The following is a 15,714-nucleotide window of genomic DNA, read 5'->3' as shown; positions in this document are numbered from 1 at the left end:
CGATGGCGGGCGCCCCATCCCTCGCCTTCTGCGGCTGCTGCGCGACCCAGGCATTGCGCCCCCAGGCGGACACGCTGAACCGCCCCGGGCTCGCCGCCATTTCCTTCCGCGTCGGCAGCTTCGCCACCTTCCGCCGGGCCCTGCTCGAAAACATCGTCTCCGATCCGCGCCTCGCCGGGCTCACCTCGCGCGCCGACGACGAATATGCGGTGACGTTCATGGAGCTGTTCGCCGCGGTCGGCGACGTGCTCACCTTCTACAATGAGCGCATCGCCAACGAGCTGTTCCTGCGCACCGCGCGCGAGCGGGATTCGGTGCTGCGGCAGGTGCGGCTGATCGGTTATCATCTCCGCCCTGGCCTTGCCGCGACGACGTTGCTGTCCTTTGCGCTCGACGACGGCGCGGAGGCGCGCATCCGCGCCGGCTTCAAGGTGATGAGCGTCCCCGGCCAGGACGAGGATCCGCAAACCTTCGAGACGCTGGAACAGCTCGTCGCCCATGGCGACCTCAACGCCGTGCCGGCCTTCGCCCCGCCCGCCTATTTCGAAGCGTTCCAGCAGGGCGCCACCACCGGCCTGATCACCGCACGCCCCGCGCTCGCCGTCGATGATCGGCTGGTCGTGTTCGGGCGCGGCGCGATCGAGGAGAAGAAGGTCACCGCCCTTACCAACGCGCCGGAGGGCGAGCGGATCACCTTCGCGCCGGGCATCCAGACCCCCTTCCTCTGGCCGGGCGCCGCCCGTGCCGCCCGGACGCTCCGGCGGCTGCGCTTCTTCGGCCATAATGCGCCGCTGGCCCAGAATCTGTTCGTCCCTGCCAGTCCGCCTGCCGTGCAATGGCCGAAATGGGTGACGAGCACGATCGACGGCGCGTTCGGCGCGCTCACCAGCGATTACCCGCTCGACGGGCGGATCGACGATCTCCAGCCCGGCGCACGGCTCCTCGTCGATGCCGGACCGGGACAGCATCCGCGGCTGCGCACCGCCACGGTCGCCGCCGTCGACACGCGCCACACGCAACTCGGCCCGATCGAGGACAGCGTCACCTACGCCACGCTGCGCCAGACCATCGCCGGCCGCCCCTCGATCGCGGCGACGCCGATCGGCGGCCACCTTCTCGTCGCCCGTTCGGGGACGGGCGCGGCACAGTTTCTCGATTTCCCCGGCGTGTCGCCCCGCCGCTGGCACATGCTCGACGATGCCGAATTCACCGCCGATGTCGCCACCACCGCCACCGCATCGCTGCGCCTCGATTTCTTCGTGCGTGCGGCCGGCCGCTCTCTTCGCCAGCGGCGCTTCTTTGGCAGCTGGGGTCCGTGGATCGAGCATGGGGGCGTGCTGACGAGCGCGCCGGTGCCACTGCTGCGCGGCTCGACGCTCACCGTGTTCGCGCAAGGGGCGGACGCCGGTTGCTGGTTCATCGACGCGACGGCGGGTGTCCCTGGCATGTGGCTCCCGCTCGGGGGACTTACCGCATCGCCCCCGGCCCCGGTCTCGCCCGACGCGACGAGCGTCGTGGTGTTCGTGCGCGGCTATGACCGGGGCCTGTGGTATCGCCGCTGGGACGGCAGCGTGTGGAGCGACTGGACGCCGCTGGGCGGCCAGCTGGCAAGCGGTCCGGCGGCCGCCTCCACCGGATCGGGCCGCATCGACGTGGTGGCGCGGGACGATGCCGGTGACCTGATCCACCGCGGCTTCGACGGCGCGCAGTGGAGCGCGTGGCGCTCGCTCGGCGGCGACTGCCGCGGCGAGCCGGCAATCCTCGCCGGCGGCGGCGACCGGGTGGACATCTTCGTGCGCGGCAAGGCCGAGCTTCAGACCATCGCCCGCGACGGCGCCAATTGGAGCGGCTGGACCGCGCTCGGCCCGGTCGGCGGCGATCCCGCTGCCGTGCGCGACACCGCCGGCCTCCATGTCTATGCCGAGGGGCCGGACGGCGCCATCGTCCAGCGCACGCTCGCCGCCGGCATCTGGGGACCGTGGCTGGCCCATGGCGACGGGCTCGGCGCGATCGCCGATCGCCGCGCAACGCGCATCTACGAGCTTGATCCGCAGGACGTGATCTTCGCGCCCTACGCCTATCCGCCCTCGATCGCGACCGGCAGCCTCGCCCTCCGCCGCGCCGGCGAAGGCTCGCCCGGGTTCGATCGACTGACCAGGAACCGCAAGATCCTGATCAGCTCGCCGGCAGGGCTGCTGCCCGCGAAGATCGTTTCCACGCGCCCGGCCGCCTCGGTGCCGGGCGGGCTGCCCGATCACCTCATTGTCGATTTCAGCCCGCCGCCGCCCGCGCCGCTGGTCGATGCCGTGGTGCTCGGCAATGTCGCCGCGGCGAGCCATGGCGAGACCCAGCCCGACGAGCCGCTCGGCCATGGCGATGGCGGCAAGCCCTTCCAGAGCTTTACGCTCCAGCGCTCGCCGGTCACGTTCATCCCGTCCGCCACCAATATCGCCGGCGACGCGGCGCTCCAGATTCTCGTCAATGGCGAGCGGTGGAGCCCTTCGCCGAGCTTCTTCGCCCGCAGGGCCAGCGAGCGGGTCTACACCGCCCGTCAATCGGACGCGGGCGAGACGATCGTGACCTTCGGCGACGGGGTGACGGGCGCGCGGCTGCCGTCCGGCGCGCTCAACGTCGTCGCGCGCTATCGCAAGGGCATCGGGCTTGGCGGGCGGATGAGGGCCGGGCAGCTGTCGACGCCGCTGGAGCGCCCGCCCGGCCTGCGCGCCGTAACCAATCCGGTCGTCGCCGACGGCGCCGCCGATCCGGAGGTGCTGGCCGACGCCCGCGCCGCCGCCCCGGGCACGGTGCGCGTGTTCGGCCGCGCCGTGTCGCTGCTGGACTTCGAGTGGCTGGCGACGAGCTCCGGCATGGTCGCGCGCGCCTATGCGACCTGGGTATGGCGCGACATGGAGCGCGCCGCCCACCTTACCGTCGCCGCGCCGGGCGGGGAGCGGTTGTCGGCGGCCGCGCTCGCCACCCTCCACGCCGGATTGCGCGCGGCGAGCGACCCGAACCGGCCGCTGTCGATCGCCAATCTCGTTCGCGTGCCGCTGGTGGTGAAGGGGAAGATCGTCGCCGACCCGGCCTTCGATGCGGACGAGGTGAAGGCCCGGGCGCTGGATGCGCTGGTCCGGCACTTCGCGTTCGAGACCATGCCCCTCGGCCATGCCGCCCATGCCTCGGCTGTCTATGCGGCGCTCCAGAACGCGAAAGGGGTGATCGCCGCCGACGTCGATGTCTTCCAGCTCAAGGGCTATCAGGATTTGACGGCGGTCGAGCGCGCGATCCGCTCCGTCACCACCGATCCGCTCCAGCCGCACATCCGCATCTTCCCGGCGCGCCCGACACCGCCCCCGGGCGAGATCGACCGCTATGCCCGCGCCGGGTTCGACGGGCCGTCGCCGCCGCCGGTACTGGCCGCCGAACAGGCCTATATCGCCGATCCCGCGCTCGACATCGGCCTGACGATCGTGGAGGCGCTGTGATGCCGGCCTATTCGCACCAGTCGCGCAACAAGCTGTACGACCTGCTGCCCGCCTATCTGCGCACGCGCGACATCGAGCAGGGCGAGCCGCTGCGCGCCCTGCTCGCCTTGATCGAGGCGCAGGCCGATATCGTCGAGGGCGATATCCGCCAGCTTTACGAGGATGCGTTCGTCGAGACCGCCGAACCCTGGGCGGTGCCCTATATCGGCGATCTCGTTGGCACCACGCCGCTGTTCGACGATAGCCGGGTGCGTGACGGCGATACCGCCGCGGAGCTGTTCCGCGATCTGACCGGCCCGAATCTGCACCCGCCGGTGGCGCTGCGCAGCCGCGCCGATGTCGCCAAGACGATCTATTATCGCCGCCGCAAGGGCACGCTGCCGATGCTCGAGGAGCTGGCCCGCGACGTCACCGGCTGGGCGGCGCACGCGGTCGAGTTCTTCGAGCTGCTGGAATGGACGCAATGGGTGCGCAATCACCTGCGCATGCAATGCCTGCGCACCGCCGACATCCGCTCCGTCGAGCGCATGGACCGGCTGAACCGCGCCTTTGACGAGATCGCCCATAGCATCGACGTGCGCCCGCCCGCGCAGGCCGAAGGCTGGTATAATATCCGCAATATCGGTTTCTTCCTGTGGCGGCTGCGTGCCTATCCGCTGCGCAACGTGGCGGCGCGGCGGGTCGGCGGCGCGGGCGACTATCGCTATCATTTCAGCCCGCTCGGCAATTCCGCTCCCTTGTTCAGCCGCCAGCGGCCGGAGGGCGACGAAGCCGGTCTCGCCGGCGAGCTTCACATCCCCCAGCCGATCCGCCCTGCGCGCTTCCATGCCGACATCGCCGGCTATCCGGCCCTCGCGCCGCCGCCCGGCTTCAGCGATTTCTACGGCCTGTTCGATGCCTTTCCCGGCTTCAACGTCGCGCCCGCGCCGAGCCTGATGGTGTTCGTTGACGGCGCGCCCGTTCCTGTCGACCAGATCCGCGACCGCAATCTTTCGAGCTGGCTGCAAACCGCCGGTGCCGAGGTCGGCGTTGATGTCGAACGCGGGCGGCTCGTGCTGGGGCCGGCGCTGGTCCCCGCCGGCAGCGTCACTGTCGATTATTTCTACGGTTTTCCCGCCGATCTCGGCGGCGGCCCCTATCGCCGCCGTGCATGGTTGACCCGGATCGGCCCCGGCCTCTCGGTCCTCGATGTCGACGCCAGCGGCACGCTACCCGGATCGCTGCCGACGATCGCCGCCGCGCTCGGCCAATGGGCAGCCTCGGGTGGCCCCGACACGGTGATCCGCGTCCACGGCAACGCAACCCATGCCGAGGCGATCGCCATAGATGTCGGCCCGGCGAGCGGCCATGTGCTGGCGATCGAGGCGGCGGACGGCAGCCGCCCTCACCTCCTCCTCGGCGGCCCCCTCACCATCGCCGGCGACCGCGACGATTTCGTGCTGACATTGGGCGGCCTCCTTGTCGAAGGACAGGTCCGGCTCGAGGGTGCGCTGCGGGTGCTGCGCATCCTCCATTGCACTCTGCTACCCGGCCTGTCGGTCGCCGAGCTTGATCCGCCGCCGGCGCCAGCCCCGGCCGCGCCGTCGCTGACCGCGGTGGCGACGCTCGCCACGGGCGCGCTCGCCAATGAGGAGCTGCGCGTCGAGATCGCCTTCTCGATCACCGGCGCGATCCGGCTGCCGCGCCATGCCGAACAGCTCGTCATCCTCGACAGCATCGTCGACGGCGCCGGGACCGACGCTGTCGCGGATGCCGGGACCGCCGGCGGCCCCGGACCACCCGCGCGTATCGAACGTTCCACCTTGCGCGGCGGCGTCGGTGTCAAGCAGCTAGACCTTGCCACCGAAGCGATCTTCGACGGGCCGGTTACCGCCGAGCGTGTCCAGACCGGCTGCGTCCGCTTCTGCTACGTGCCGCCGGGATCGCGCACGCCGCGTCGCTATCGCTGCCAGCCGGACCTCGCCGAGCGCCGCGCCATCGACGATGCCGAGGCGCTGTCCGGCCCGCTCACGCCGGCCGGTCGCGACGCGGTTCGTGTCCGCGTCCGCCAGCGCGTGAAGCCGGAATACAGCGCGGAGGATTATGGCGCGCCGGCCTTCCTCCAGCTCGCCCTGAATGGGCCGACGGAGATCGCCACCGGCGCAGAGGATGGCTCGGAAATGGGCGTCTATTGTCATCTGAAACAGCCACAGCGCGAGGCGAATCTGCGCATGCGGCTCAGCGAATATCTGCCGTTCGGGCTCGATTACGGGCTGGTCTACGCGACGTGATCCAGGTGGGAGAGGCGCCATGACGGGCGACTATACGAGGTTCAGCTTCGATCCGCTGAAACGCTATGCCGGCGTACTGATGCAGCAGGGCCGGGTGCAGCTGGACGCGGACTGGAACGAGGAGATCGACATCCTCCGCCGGCGGATAGGCTTGCTCTCGCTCGATACGTTCGGCGCGGTCGGCGTGCCTTATCTGACCACGCCGGACGCCTTCCTGCTCGGGCTGATCGCCGGCCCGCCGGACAATCTCTCGATCGAACCCGGGCGCCTCTATGTGGACGGGCTGCTCGCCGAAGCCTTTGTCGAGGACAAGGCCACCTATCTCAGCCAGCCCTTCTATCCCGATCCGCCGCCGCTGCCGGGCGGCGACGCCCTCGCCTATCTGGAAATCTGGGAGCGCGAAGTCACCTATATCGAGGATCCGGCGTTGCTCGACGCGGCGCTGGGCGGGGTGGACACCACCACGAGGCTGCAGACCGTGTGGCAGCTGCGCGTCGATGCCGCGCAGGGCGCGGCCTGCGGCATGCCGGTCGGCAAGCCTGCCTCGCAAGGCCGCCTGACGACGCAGGCAATCGCTCCGCCGACGCCCGACGATCCCTGCATCCTTCCGCCCGTCGCCGGCTATCGCGGGCTGGAGAACCGGCTTTATCGGGTCGAGGTGCAGACGGCGGGGCCGCTCGGTACCGCGCGCTTCAAATGGTCGCGCGACAATGCGACGATCGTCTCGGCGATCACCGGCATCGCCATTTCCGGCACGCAGACGACACTCACCGTCAACCGCATCGGCCGTGATGGGGTGATGCGCTTCCGCATCGGCGACTGGGTGACCGTCACCGACGACCAGCGCGAGTTGATGGGCGAGGCCGGAGAGATGGCGCTGGTCGTCGACATCGTCGAGGATCAGCGCCAGATCATCCTCGACCGCGCGCTGCCGACCGGCCGGCCCTTCGGCGCCACCGCCGCCGACCTCGCCGCGCGCCATACGCGCATCCACCGCTGGGATCAGACGGCCTCGACCAACGCCATCGATGCCGACGGCCTGATCGCCACCGCCACTGGCCCGATCGATCTCGAGGCAGGAATCCAGATCGCCTTTTCCACGCTGTCGCCCGGCGGCGAGTTCAACCTCGGCGACCATTGGGTGTTCTGGGCGCGCACCGCGACCGCGCAGATCGAGATACTGAACGCAGCGCCCCCGCGGGGCATCACCCGCCATTATGTCCAGATCGCCGCGATCACCGGCCTTGGCGGCCCGACCCCCGCGATCACCGACTGCCGCCCCCCACCCCCCAAGACCGGCGGCGGCGACCGCCGGCCCGGCTGCTGCACGATCGTCGTCGTCCCCGGCGAGAGCATCCAGGCCGCGGTGGATGCGCTGCCCGACGTGGGCGGCTGCGTCTGCGTGAAGGCCGGCACGCACGCCATCGACAGGCCGATCATCATCCAGCGGGACAATGTCACGCTCCACGGCGAGAGCATGGGCGCGATCATCGTCAACCGCCGGGGCACCGGCATCCTCGCGCTCGGCAATCCGGTGGCGACGCGCGTTCACACCCTCGTCATGCGTCATATCGAGGCGTCGTCCGCGCCGCTGGTGATGATGAAGGGCGGCGAGGACAGCCGCTTCGACGATTGCGTGCTCGACCAGCCTGAGCGCGGCGACGGCGTCGGCTTTCTGGCGGCGAGTGCCGACGGCCTCGTCATCTCCGGCTGCCGCTTCCAGAGCCCGGCGATCGGGGTGTGGCTCAGCGGCGGCTGCCGCAACGTCACCGTCAGCGGCTGCCAATTCTCGTTGTCGTTGCAGGTCGAGGCGGTGGCCACCGCCGCCGCGATCCTGGCGAGCGCGATGCGCGGCCCGCTCATCGCCGAGGACAATCTGATCGTCGGCACCGCCAACGGCATCATCGTCAACGACGCGCCCGGCGGCGACGCGCCGGCCTCGCGTGCGATCGGATCGCGTATCGCCCGCAACCGCATCGGCCTCGCCGTCCGGGGTGCGCAGGCGCGGACCTATGCCATCGATACCGCCGCCGCCGGCAGCGTCGTCAGCGAAAACTACATCCAGATGCGCGGCGACATGCTCACCGGCGTGCGATTGTGCGGCAGCGGCTCCGCGGCGCGTGGCAACACCATCGCCAGCGCCGCCGGCACCCCGGCGTTCACCCTCGCCGTCTCAGCGGGTGAAATGGCGGGCAACAAGCTGCTCCCGCTTGAGCGCATCGCCGTCACCGACAATGTCTGCGAAGGCAGCCAGCACGGCGCCTTGCTGCTCGGCGTGGCACGGCCACGGGTTTCCGGCAACAGCTTCGGCCGTGCCGCGGATATAACCGGCTTCGGCGTGGCGATGCTGCGGGTGACCGATGCGATCGTCGACGGCAATATCCTCGCCCAGCCCTTCGCCGGCATCTACGCGCTGCAGGGGGCGCGCAACCATGTCGGCGGCAATCGTATCGACGGCGGCCAGCTCGGCATCGTCGTCGCCACCGAGGAAGCGCCGACGATCAGCGACAATCGCATCACCGGCGCCGCGCAGGGCGGCATCCGCATCTCGGACGTCAGCCAGCGCTGTGCGGTAATCGCGAACCGGGTGATACGCTGCGGCGCGGCCGCGCCGATCGCCACCGGCATCAACGCCATGACGGTGGCGGGGGAGCTTCATCTCGACACCAATGAGGTGATGGATACCGGCCTGCCCCGGGCGGCCGGGGCGGCAACCGCCCCGCTGGCCTACCAGATCAACGGCGAAAACATCCTCGAGGCGCGCATCGAAGGCAATCAGGTCACCTATTCCAGCCTCACCGACCGCCCGGTGACCGGCGATGACCGGGCGCTGCGCATGCGCGGGCTGATGGAGATCGTCACCATGCTGGGCGATACGCGCGCCGTATTCGGCTTCGCGATCCAGATCGCCAACAACCGCTTCATTGGGACCGGCGCGCGCGCCCTCGTCGAGATATGGCAGACCCAGATCAACGATCTGATCTTCGGTCGTTTCGAGCGCGTCCTCTACAGCGGCAACCACCACGGCCATTTCTCGCCGCCGATCGGCGCGGCGGCGGCGGGCGCCACGGTCACGCTCACCGGCCGACATTGCAGCATCATGGGTAATCACGTGAAGGCGACGACGCCCTTCCCGTCATGGTCTCTCAACGACATGGAGGGGCCGTTCATCGGCAATGCCTCGCAATCGGGCAATTCGCGCCGGGCAGCCCAGATGCCCAACCCGGAGGCCGCCTTCAACACCAACCCGTTCTGAGGGAGGATCGCATGGACATCGGCCAGTTCGCGGATCACGAGGCCAGGCTCAGCGCGCAGCTGACCGAGGCGCTCAAGGGCGGCAAGACGGATGCAGTGGCCGCGCTTGGCAAGCCGGCCGAGCTGCAGCGACAGCAGATCGATCGGGTAGCCGAGCGCATCAAGGCCTTGGAAGAGGAGAAGATCGCCGCGGCCGCGCGCATCGACGCGGAGATCGCGGAGCTCAAGGGCGAGCTCGATCAGCGCACGCGCACGCTCGATGCGGCGCAGGAGACGACGAAGCCCGCCAAGCCTGACCGGCGTGGCCGATAGCCGCGAACGGTCAGACGATCTCCAGCCCGCCGCCGGCCCCGCGCCGGGGCAGCCGTGGAATCTCGCCGGCGCGCAGCACGCTGTTGCCGGAGAACAGCGCGCCATGGTCGATCTCGCCCGCCTCCAGCCAGTCAGCGGGCTTCATCTCCCCGTTGAGGCCGTAAACAGCGAGGGCGTTGTCGTAGGTGACCTTGCGGATCGTCTCAGCCGCGATGCCGCGCGCGGCCATCATCAGCGCCGTCTTGGGCACGGCGAGCGCATCGGAATTGCCCCAGTCGCAGGCTGAATCGAGGATGATCCCCTCAGCGCCATAGTGCATGACCAGCTCGGTCATGCGGGCATTGCCCATCTTGGTGCCCGGATAGATGGAGAAGCCCGCCCAGAAGCCGCGATCCAGCACCTCGCGCACCGTTTCCTCGTTATTGTGATCGATCACGCAGCGCGCCGGATCGAAGCCATGCTCGATCAGCACATCCATCGTCCGGCTGGTGCCGCGTTTCTTGTCACGATGGGGGGTGTGGATCATGATCGGCAGATCAAGCTCCTTGGCAAGCTCGATCTGGGCGCGAAAATAGCGGTCCTCCAGCGCCGTCTGGTCGTCATAGCCGATCTCGCCGATCGCCAGCACGCCCTCCTTGGCGGCGAAGGCTGGCAGGATGTCCATCACCGCCTCGGCCAGCGCCTCGTCATTGGCCTCCTTCGAATTGAGACCGACGGTGCAATAATGGCGGATGCCGAACTGACCGGCGCGAAAGCGCTCGAAGCCGATGATGTGCGACAGGTAATCAATATAGGAGCCGACATTGGTGCGGGGCTGGCCGAGCCAGAACGCCGGCTCAACCACCGCAACGATGCCGGCGGCGGCCATGGCCATGTAATCGTCGGTGGTGCGTGAGATCATGTGACAGTGCGGATCAATGAACATCGCGCCGGCCGGCAGGCTGGCAAGCGGCGACTGCGGCTCGGCGGCGAGCTGGGCGCGGAGATCGGCGAGCTGCGCTTCGGTCAGCGCGCCGCCGCAGCAGGGACAGGCGATCTCGGTCATGTTCCTCTCCTACGCGATGCCATCCGATTGCGCGACGCCCCGCCACAATTCCGGGCTGACCGGCCGACCGGCGGCAGTGCGCTCGGCGGCATAGTCGCGCAGCATCCGGGCGAGCTCCGGGTTCCAGCGATCGTCCAGGCCGATGATCGGCGCCAACGTCGATTCGACGAACAGGGCCTTCAGCACCATCTGGTTCCAGGCGGCCTCGGTGAACTGCTCGGCCGGAAACGGATTGCCGTGCGCCACCGCCTCGAACACCGCACGCACGGCGCTGCGCACCCCTTCGGCGGCGACCGGCGCCAGCGCCGCCTGCCCCGGGTAGAGGGGCAACCCGCGATAGACAGCGATCTGCTCGGCAAGGTCCGAGGTGGTCAGCACGCGCTTGATCAGGGCGGGGAAATCATCGGCGCCCCCGGCTTCCAGCAGCAGCATGATGCGCGCCGTCTGATCGGCGGTGAGGCCCTGCGGACGCCAGCCGCGGCGGGCGCGGTCAGCCGCGGAGACATCCTCCGCCGTGAGATCGAGGGCGGCCTTGCCGATCTTGCGCGGGACGAGGCCGAGCGCGATCGTCAGCGTGCGGGCGTCGGGCTCGGCGCGGACGGCGGCGCGGCGCTCGGCAAGCCACGCTACGGCCTGCGGGTCGGCCTGCCGCTCCAGCCAGACGGTCAGAAGATCGAGCGGTGTCATCTCATGTTCCTGGAATGATGCGTTGCGCGGCGAGCGTGACGACGAAGCCGAGCATCGCCAGCACTGCCCACCCCGGCTGGCCCGCGCCGGCGACAAACAGCGCGTCGAGCAGGCAGATGCCGGCGATGAGCAGCGCCACCACCTTGCCGATCGCCTTCGGCCCCGGCCGCATCATCAGCCACACCGACCACAGGATCACGGCCGCCAGCGCGAGATAGGCGGCGAGGCCCACGCCCCCCTCCGCCGCGGTCCGCACACCGTAGAGCAGCGGCGCGGCCAGAAACAGCAGCGGCCACAGGCTGCCCATCCTGGTCAGGTCCTCCTGCTTGGCTGCGTAGGTCAGCCCGATCAGGTAGGAGAGCGCCACCAGCGCCGCGACATAGACGGCGGGATCGGGCGCGTCGGTGAGGCTGAGCGCGGCGATGACGTAGACGAGCAGCCGGCACAGGCCCATCACCACCGGGCCGAACGGATTGGCCTTGTGCCAGGCATCATAGACGATGATCGCGATTACGAGGCCGAGCGCGGCGAGCAGGCCGCCCGAACGCGCCGGCAGCGACGCCAGCAGCAGGAGCGCGACCAGCATCATCGCCCCACCCAGCATGAATACCGCGCGCGCCGTGACCACGCCCGACGGGATCGGGCGGCCCGGCCGGGTTCTGGCGTCATAGCCGGCGTCGAAGGCATCGTTGAAATACATGCCGGCGACGTAGAACAGGGACAGCGCCGCGATCAGCAACGCCACGGCCCCGCCGGTGAACGCCGCACCGGACAGCATCACACCGGCCAGCACATTGGTCCACACCGTCGGCAGGTTCGACACCCGACCGAGGCGGAAGGCGACCGACAGGGTCAATGCCATTGGTCGCGCACCCATGTCAGCTCGCGGGCGATCGCTTCCGGCAGGCTGGCGGCGCGCCACGCATCGGGCAGCACCCCCCAGGTATAGGTCTCGACCTCGAGATGCTGGGAGATGGGCTGGCGGCGATGCAGCTCCAGCGCCTCGCGCACGAAGGGCTGGGTTGAGGCGAATGCGCCCAGCGCCTCGAGGAACAGCGGCACATGATAATGGACGCGCCATTCCCGCCCGGCATCCGGCCCGGCCGTGGCGAGCGCCGCAAACGCGTCGCGCAGATCGTCATAGCGGTTGAGCAGGCCGTCACCGGTCCGCTCGACCACCTGATGCAGATAGACCTCGTCGTCGAACGGCCCGAGCAGGGTCGCCGCATCCCTCCCCACCTCGGGCAAGCGCAGGCCGGAACTGACCTGCATCTTCGCGACCTTCACGCCGGCCGAGCGCAGCAGCGCCACCGCCTCGCCGGCATCCTCGAACTCGACCGCCGCGTGGCACAGATCGAAGCACAGGCCGAGATGGCGGCGCAGCGCCGCCTCGGCGTCCCCCGGCGACAGACCGGTCAACGCCGCCAGCCGGGCGACGGCGGCGGGCGAGAAAAGATGCGCCTCGAAAAACGCCACCGCCTCCGCCGTGGTCTCCAGCAGACAGGCCGGCTCCGGCTCGATGGCGAGGGCGATCACCGCCCCCGTCCGCCGCTCGATGGCGACGAGGTGGGCGGCGTGGCGCAACATCGCGTCTGCGATCGCCTCCAGGGTCTGCGACGAACCGACATTGGCGCGGAAGGCGCCGGGCGCGGTGCTGACGCTGCCTTCCATTCCGGGCGGCAGCAAGGCGGCGAGATAATCGGCGGCGGCGTTGGTGTAGGCGAGCCGTTCCTCCGCCCGCCAGTCGGGCAGATAAACGTCGGCCTTTACCGGCGTCCCGTGAAAAGGGCCGTAGGGAAAGGCGTTGAGCGTGAAGACGTAGAGCCGCTCGGCGGCGAGATGCGCCTTCATCGCCGCCAGCGCCTCGGGCCGGGCCGCGTCTGCCAGCGCCCGCGCCGAGAGCCTGAGGCCGATCGCGAACGGGCCGCCGGCATCCATCGCGTCGCGTACCGCCAGCACGTCCGACCTCAGCACCGCATCCACCGCCGGCCATGTCTCGCCCGGATGGACATTGGTGCAATAGGTCAGGTGGCCAAGAGCGCCGGGAAGCTTCATGCCGCGCGCGCCTTCAGCCACGCGATGGCGTCCCGGATCAGCGTTTCGTCCATCTCATGCACTTCGATGCCGCGGCCGATGCCGGCGAGCAGGGTAATCGTGAGCTCACCGCCAAGATGCTCGCGGAACTCGCCGAGACCGCGCAACAACTCGGGCGCTTCGAGCATGGGATGCCACACCGGCAGGCCCAGCGCGGTGAGCAGGGCATGCACCCGCTCCTCCCCGCCGGCGGCGAGATGGCCGGCCAGCACCGAATAGCGCGCATCGAGGGCAAGGCCGATCGCCACCGCCTCGCCATGGCGCAGGCCATGATCGGTGAGCAGCTCCAGCTTGTGCGCGGACCAATGCCCATAATCGAGCGGACGGGCGCTGCCGCGCTCGAACGGATCGCCGCCACCGGCGATCTGGATCATGTGCAACTCGGCGCAGCGGCGCACCAACCGGTCTAGCGCCGCCCGCCGATGCGCGCGAAGCGCCGCCGCCTCGGCCTCCAGCCACGCGAAGAACGCGCCGTCACGGATCAACGCGACCTTGACTGCCTCGGCCATGCCCGCGGTCTTCTCGCGCGGGTCGAGCCGATCGAGGAAGGCCGCGTCGTTCAGCACCGCGAAAGGCGGCGCGAAACTGCCGAGGAGGTTCTTCTGGCCGAAGGCGTTGACACCATTCTTCACGCCGACGCCGGAATCGTTCTGACCGAGCACGGTGGTGGGCACCCGGACATGGCGGATGCCGCGATGGACCGTCGCAGCGACATAGCCGACCAGATCGAGCACGGCACCGCCGCCGATGGCGACGATCACGCTATGGCGATCGACGCCCAGCGCGACGACGCGCCGCTGCAACCGCTCGACGAGCGCCGGATCATTCTTGCACCCCTCGCCGCCGGGGATCACCTCGGGCGCGGCGACCAGTTCCAGCCGGTCCGCATGCGCGGCGACATAGGCGGCGACAGCCTCGGTCAGCCCCGGCAGGGCGGCCGCCACCCCTTCATCGACGAGGACCATGATCCTCGCCAGTTTATCCGGGTCCTGACGGGTCACGGCGCGAACGAACACCGGATTGGTGGCGGCGAAGAGGTCGCGGGTGAACGCGACCGGATAGTCGTAGGCCACCGTGAAGCGCTGGACATAGATGTCCGTGGCGGCCTCGGCCGGCGGGGCGCCCATTTCGTCGGTCGGATGGACCTGGTCTGAATCGTGGTCGAGCGACATCAATCTATCTTCAGGCGGCCCCGTCAAAGACATGGGCGAGGATGAGATCCCGAACCTGGGTCGCCGCCACTTGGCCGTCGGGCACCAGATCGGGATTGGACGAGATGAAGATAGGGCCGTCCGCCGCATCGTCCACCATCCGCCCGTGCGATCCCTTGACCAGTTCGGCGGTCAGCGGAATGACGTCCATCAACGCGCGGAAGCCGAGCTTGCGCTTGGCCAGCCGCCAGCCGGCGGCAAGCTTGGGATTGCCGAGCTTCGGATCGAAGAACAACTCGACCGGGTCATAGCCCGGCTTGCGATGGATCTCGACGGTACGCGCGAAATCGGGCGCCCGGGCATCGTCCAGCCAGTGATAATAGGTGAACCAGCTGTCCGCCGCGGCGATCGCCACCAGTTCGCCGGAACGTGGATGATCGAGCCCGAAATCGCCCTTGCCGTCCGCGTCCAGCACGCGCTCGACGCCCGGCAATGCGGCAAGCAGGGCCTTCACCTCGCCGACGCGGGCAGGATCGCGCACATAGACGTGGGCGACCTGATGGTCCGAAACCGCGAAGGCGTGCGAGGCGCCGGCATCCAGCTGCTCGTGGCCCAGCTCATCGCGTACCGCCAGCAGGCCGGCCCGGCGAAGCGCCCGATTGATGTGCACCGGCCGGTTGACCGGGGTGATGCCATATTCCGACAGCACGACCACCTGCGCCCCGTCGCGGGCCGCATCGGCGATGATCTCGCCGCACACCGCGTCGACCTGGCGCAGATCGTCTGCGATCGACGGATGATGCGGGCCGACCCGCTGGAGGCCGTAATCGAGATGCGGGAGGTAGATCAGCGTCAGCGTCGGGTCGCGCGTCTGGCGGACATGGATGGAGGCGCGGGCGATCCATTCGCTTGACGCGATGGTCGTCGCCGGACCCCAGAAGCTGAACAGCGGGAATGTGCCGAGCCGCCCTGTAAGCTCGTCGCGCAGCTCGGCCGGTGCGGAATAGCAATCGGGCAGCTTGCGGCCATCGGCGAGATAGATCGGCCGCGGGGTGACCCCGATATCGGCACCGGAGTACATATTGTACCACCAGAACATGTTGGCGCAGGTGAAACCCGGGTCGCGGGCGCGCGCGACGTCCCACAGCTTGTCACCGCCGACCAGCGCCGCCGACTGCCGCCAGAACCAGATTTCGGAGAGGTCGCGGAAATACCAGCCATTGCCGACGATGCCATGCTCTGTAGGCAGGGCCCCGGTCAGGAAGGTGGCCTGAGCGGAACAGGTGACGGCGGGCATGATGCTGGTCAGCGGGCGATGGGCGCCTTCGGCGGCGAGCTTGCTGAGGTTGGGCGTCTCCGGCCCCAGCATGCGCGGGCTCAGCCCGACGACATTGATGACGATGGTGCGACGCATT

Annotated in this window: 10 protein-coding genes; 4 read left to right on the top strand and 6 right to left on the bottom strand. The window is 69.4% G+C overall.

What is annotated here, in order from left to right; all coding sequences use genetic code 11:
* Positions 1-2 precede the first annotated feature (2 nt).
* From KOF26_RS14100 to KOF26_RS14085, 4 genes are read left to right on the top strand one after another with little or no spacing between them, the layout of a single operon-like run.
* On the top strand, positions 3-3,485 hold the full coding sequence (locus tag KOF26_RS14100) for a DUF8189 domain-containing protein (protein ID WP_216326241.1): 3,483 nt from the start codon (positions 3-5) through the stop codon (positions 3,483-3,485).
* The gene (locus tag KOF26_RS14095) at positions 3,485-5,755 is read left to right on the top strand and encodes a hypothetical protein (RefSeq protein ID WP_216326237.1); all 2,271 of its coding nucleotides are present in this window, start codon (positions 3,485-3,487) and stop codon (positions 5,753-5,755) included. The genes KOF26_RS14100 and KOF26_RS14095 overlap by 1 nt, the downstream gene beginning before the upstream one ends.
* A 19-nt stretch (positions 5,756-5,774) precedes the next feature.
* A complete protein-coding gene (locus KOF26_RS14090; protein ID WP_216326234.1) occupies positions 5,775-9,011 on the top strand; it encodes a DUF6519 domain-containing protein in 3,237 nt (1,078 codons plus the stop codon).
* 11 nt (positions 9,012-9,022) lie between these two features.
* A complete protein-coding gene (locus KOF26_RS14085; protein WP_216326231.1) occupies positions 9,023-9,322 on the top strand; it encodes a hypothetical protein in 300 nt (99 codons plus the stop codon).
* Positions 9,323-9,332: 10 nt separating this feature from the next.
* Here KOF26_RS14085 and KOF26_RS14080 read toward each other — a convergent pair whose 3' ends face one another.
* Genes KOF26_RS14080 through KOF26_RS14055 form a run of 6 tightly spaced genes read right to left on the bottom strand, consistent with a single transcriptional unit; the run spans position 9,333 to position 15,713 of the window.
* The gene (locus KOF26_RS14080) at positions 9,333-10,367 is read right to left on the bottom strand and encodes a TatD family hydrolase (protein WP_216326228.1); all 1,035 of its coding nucleotides are present in this window, start codon (positions 10,365-10,367) and stop codon (positions 9,333-9,335) included.
* Between the two features lie 9 nt (positions 10,368-10,376).
* Complete coding sequence (locus KOF26_RS14075) at positions 10,377-11,054, bottom strand: EboA domain-containing protein (RefSeq protein WP_216326223.1); 678 nt, start codon at positions 11,052-11,054, stop codon at positions 10,377-10,379.
* A 1-nt stretch (position 11,055) separates the two neighbouring features.
* A complete protein-coding gene (locus KOF26_RS14070) occupies positions 11,056-11,916 on the bottom strand; it encodes a UbiA family prenyltransferase (RefSeq protein ID WP_216326218.1) in 861 nt (286 codons plus the stop codon).
* On the bottom strand, positions 11,907-13,109 hold the full coding sequence (gene eboE / locus KOF26_RS14065; protein WP_216326215.1) for a metabolite traffic protein EboE: 1,203 nt from the start codon (positions 13,107-13,109) through the stop codon (positions 11,907-11,909). The genes KOF26_RS14070 and eboE overlap by 10 nt, the downstream gene beginning before the upstream one ends.
* Positions 13,106-14,320: a 3-dehydroquinate synthase gene (locus KOF26_RS14060; RefSeq protein WP_216326212.1), complete on the bottom strand. Its 1,215-nt coding sequence runs from the start codon at positions 14,318-14,320 to the stop codon at positions 13,106-13,108. The genes eboE and KOF26_RS14060 overlap by 4 nt, the downstream gene beginning before the upstream one ends.
* A gap of 10 nt (positions 14,321-14,330) precedes the next feature.
* A complete protein-coding gene (locus tag KOF26_RS14055) occupies positions 14,331-15,713 on the bottom strand; it encodes an alkaline phosphatase family protein (protein ID WP_216326209.1) in 1,383 nt (460 codons plus the stop codon).
* Between the last annotated feature and the right edge of the window lies 1 nt (position 15,714).

It is taken from the genome of Sphingomonas quercus, from assembly GCF_018863195.1.
Taxonomy (GTDB): domain Bacteria; phylum Pseudomonadota; class Alphaproteobacteria; order Sphingomonadales; family Sphingomonadaceae; genus Solisphingomonas; species Solisphingomonas quercus.
The sequence above is the reverse complement of the archived record's forward strand: the minus strand, read 5'-3'. Positions and strand labels throughout refer to the sequence as shown.

What these genes read in the sequence shown, in the direction of transcription:
- KOF26_RS14100 (WP_216326241.1), top strand. Translation starts at nt 3, where the DNA reads ATGGCGGGCGCCCCATCCCTCGCCTTCTGCGGCTGCTGCGCGACCCAG.
- KOF26_RS14095 (WP_216326237.1), top strand. Translation starts at nt 3,485, where the DNA reads ATGCCGGCCTATTCGCACCAGTCGCGCAACAAGCTGTACGACCTGCTG.
- KOF26_RS14090 (WP_216326234.1), top strand. Translation starts at nt 5,775, where the DNA reads ATGACGGGCGACTATACGAGGTTCAGCTTCGATCCGCTGAAACGCTAT.
- KOF26_RS14085 (WP_216326231.1), top strand. Translation starts at nt 9,023, where the DNA reads ATGGACATCGGCCAGTTCGCGGATCACGAGGCCAGGCTCAGCGCGCAG.
- KOF26_RS14080 (WP_216326228.1), bottom strand. Translation starts at nt 10,367, where the DNA reads ATGACCGAGATCGCCTGTCCCTGCTGCGGCGGCGCGCTGACCGAAGCG.
- KOF26_RS14075 (WP_216326223.1), bottom strand. Translation starts at nt 11,054, where the DNA reads ATGACACCGCTCGATCTTCTGACCGTCTGGCTGGAGCGGCAGGCCGAC.
- KOF26_RS14070 (WP_216326218.1), bottom strand. Translation starts at nt 11,916, where the DNA reads ATGGCATTGACCCTGTCGGTCGCCTTCCGCCTCGGTCGGGTGTCGAAC.
- eboE (WP_216326215.1), bottom strand. Translation starts at nt 13,109, where the DNA reads ATGAAGCTTCCCGGCGCTCTTGGCCACCTGACCTATTGCACCAATGTC.
- KOF26_RS14060 (WP_216326212.1), bottom strand. Translation starts at nt 14,320, where the DNA reads ATGTCGCTCGACCACGATTCAGACCAGGTCCATCCGACCGACGAAATG.
- KOF26_RS14055 (WP_216326209.1), bottom strand. Translation starts at nt 15,713, where the DNA reads ATGCGTCGCACCATCGTCATCAATGTCGTCGGGCTGAGCCCGCGCATG.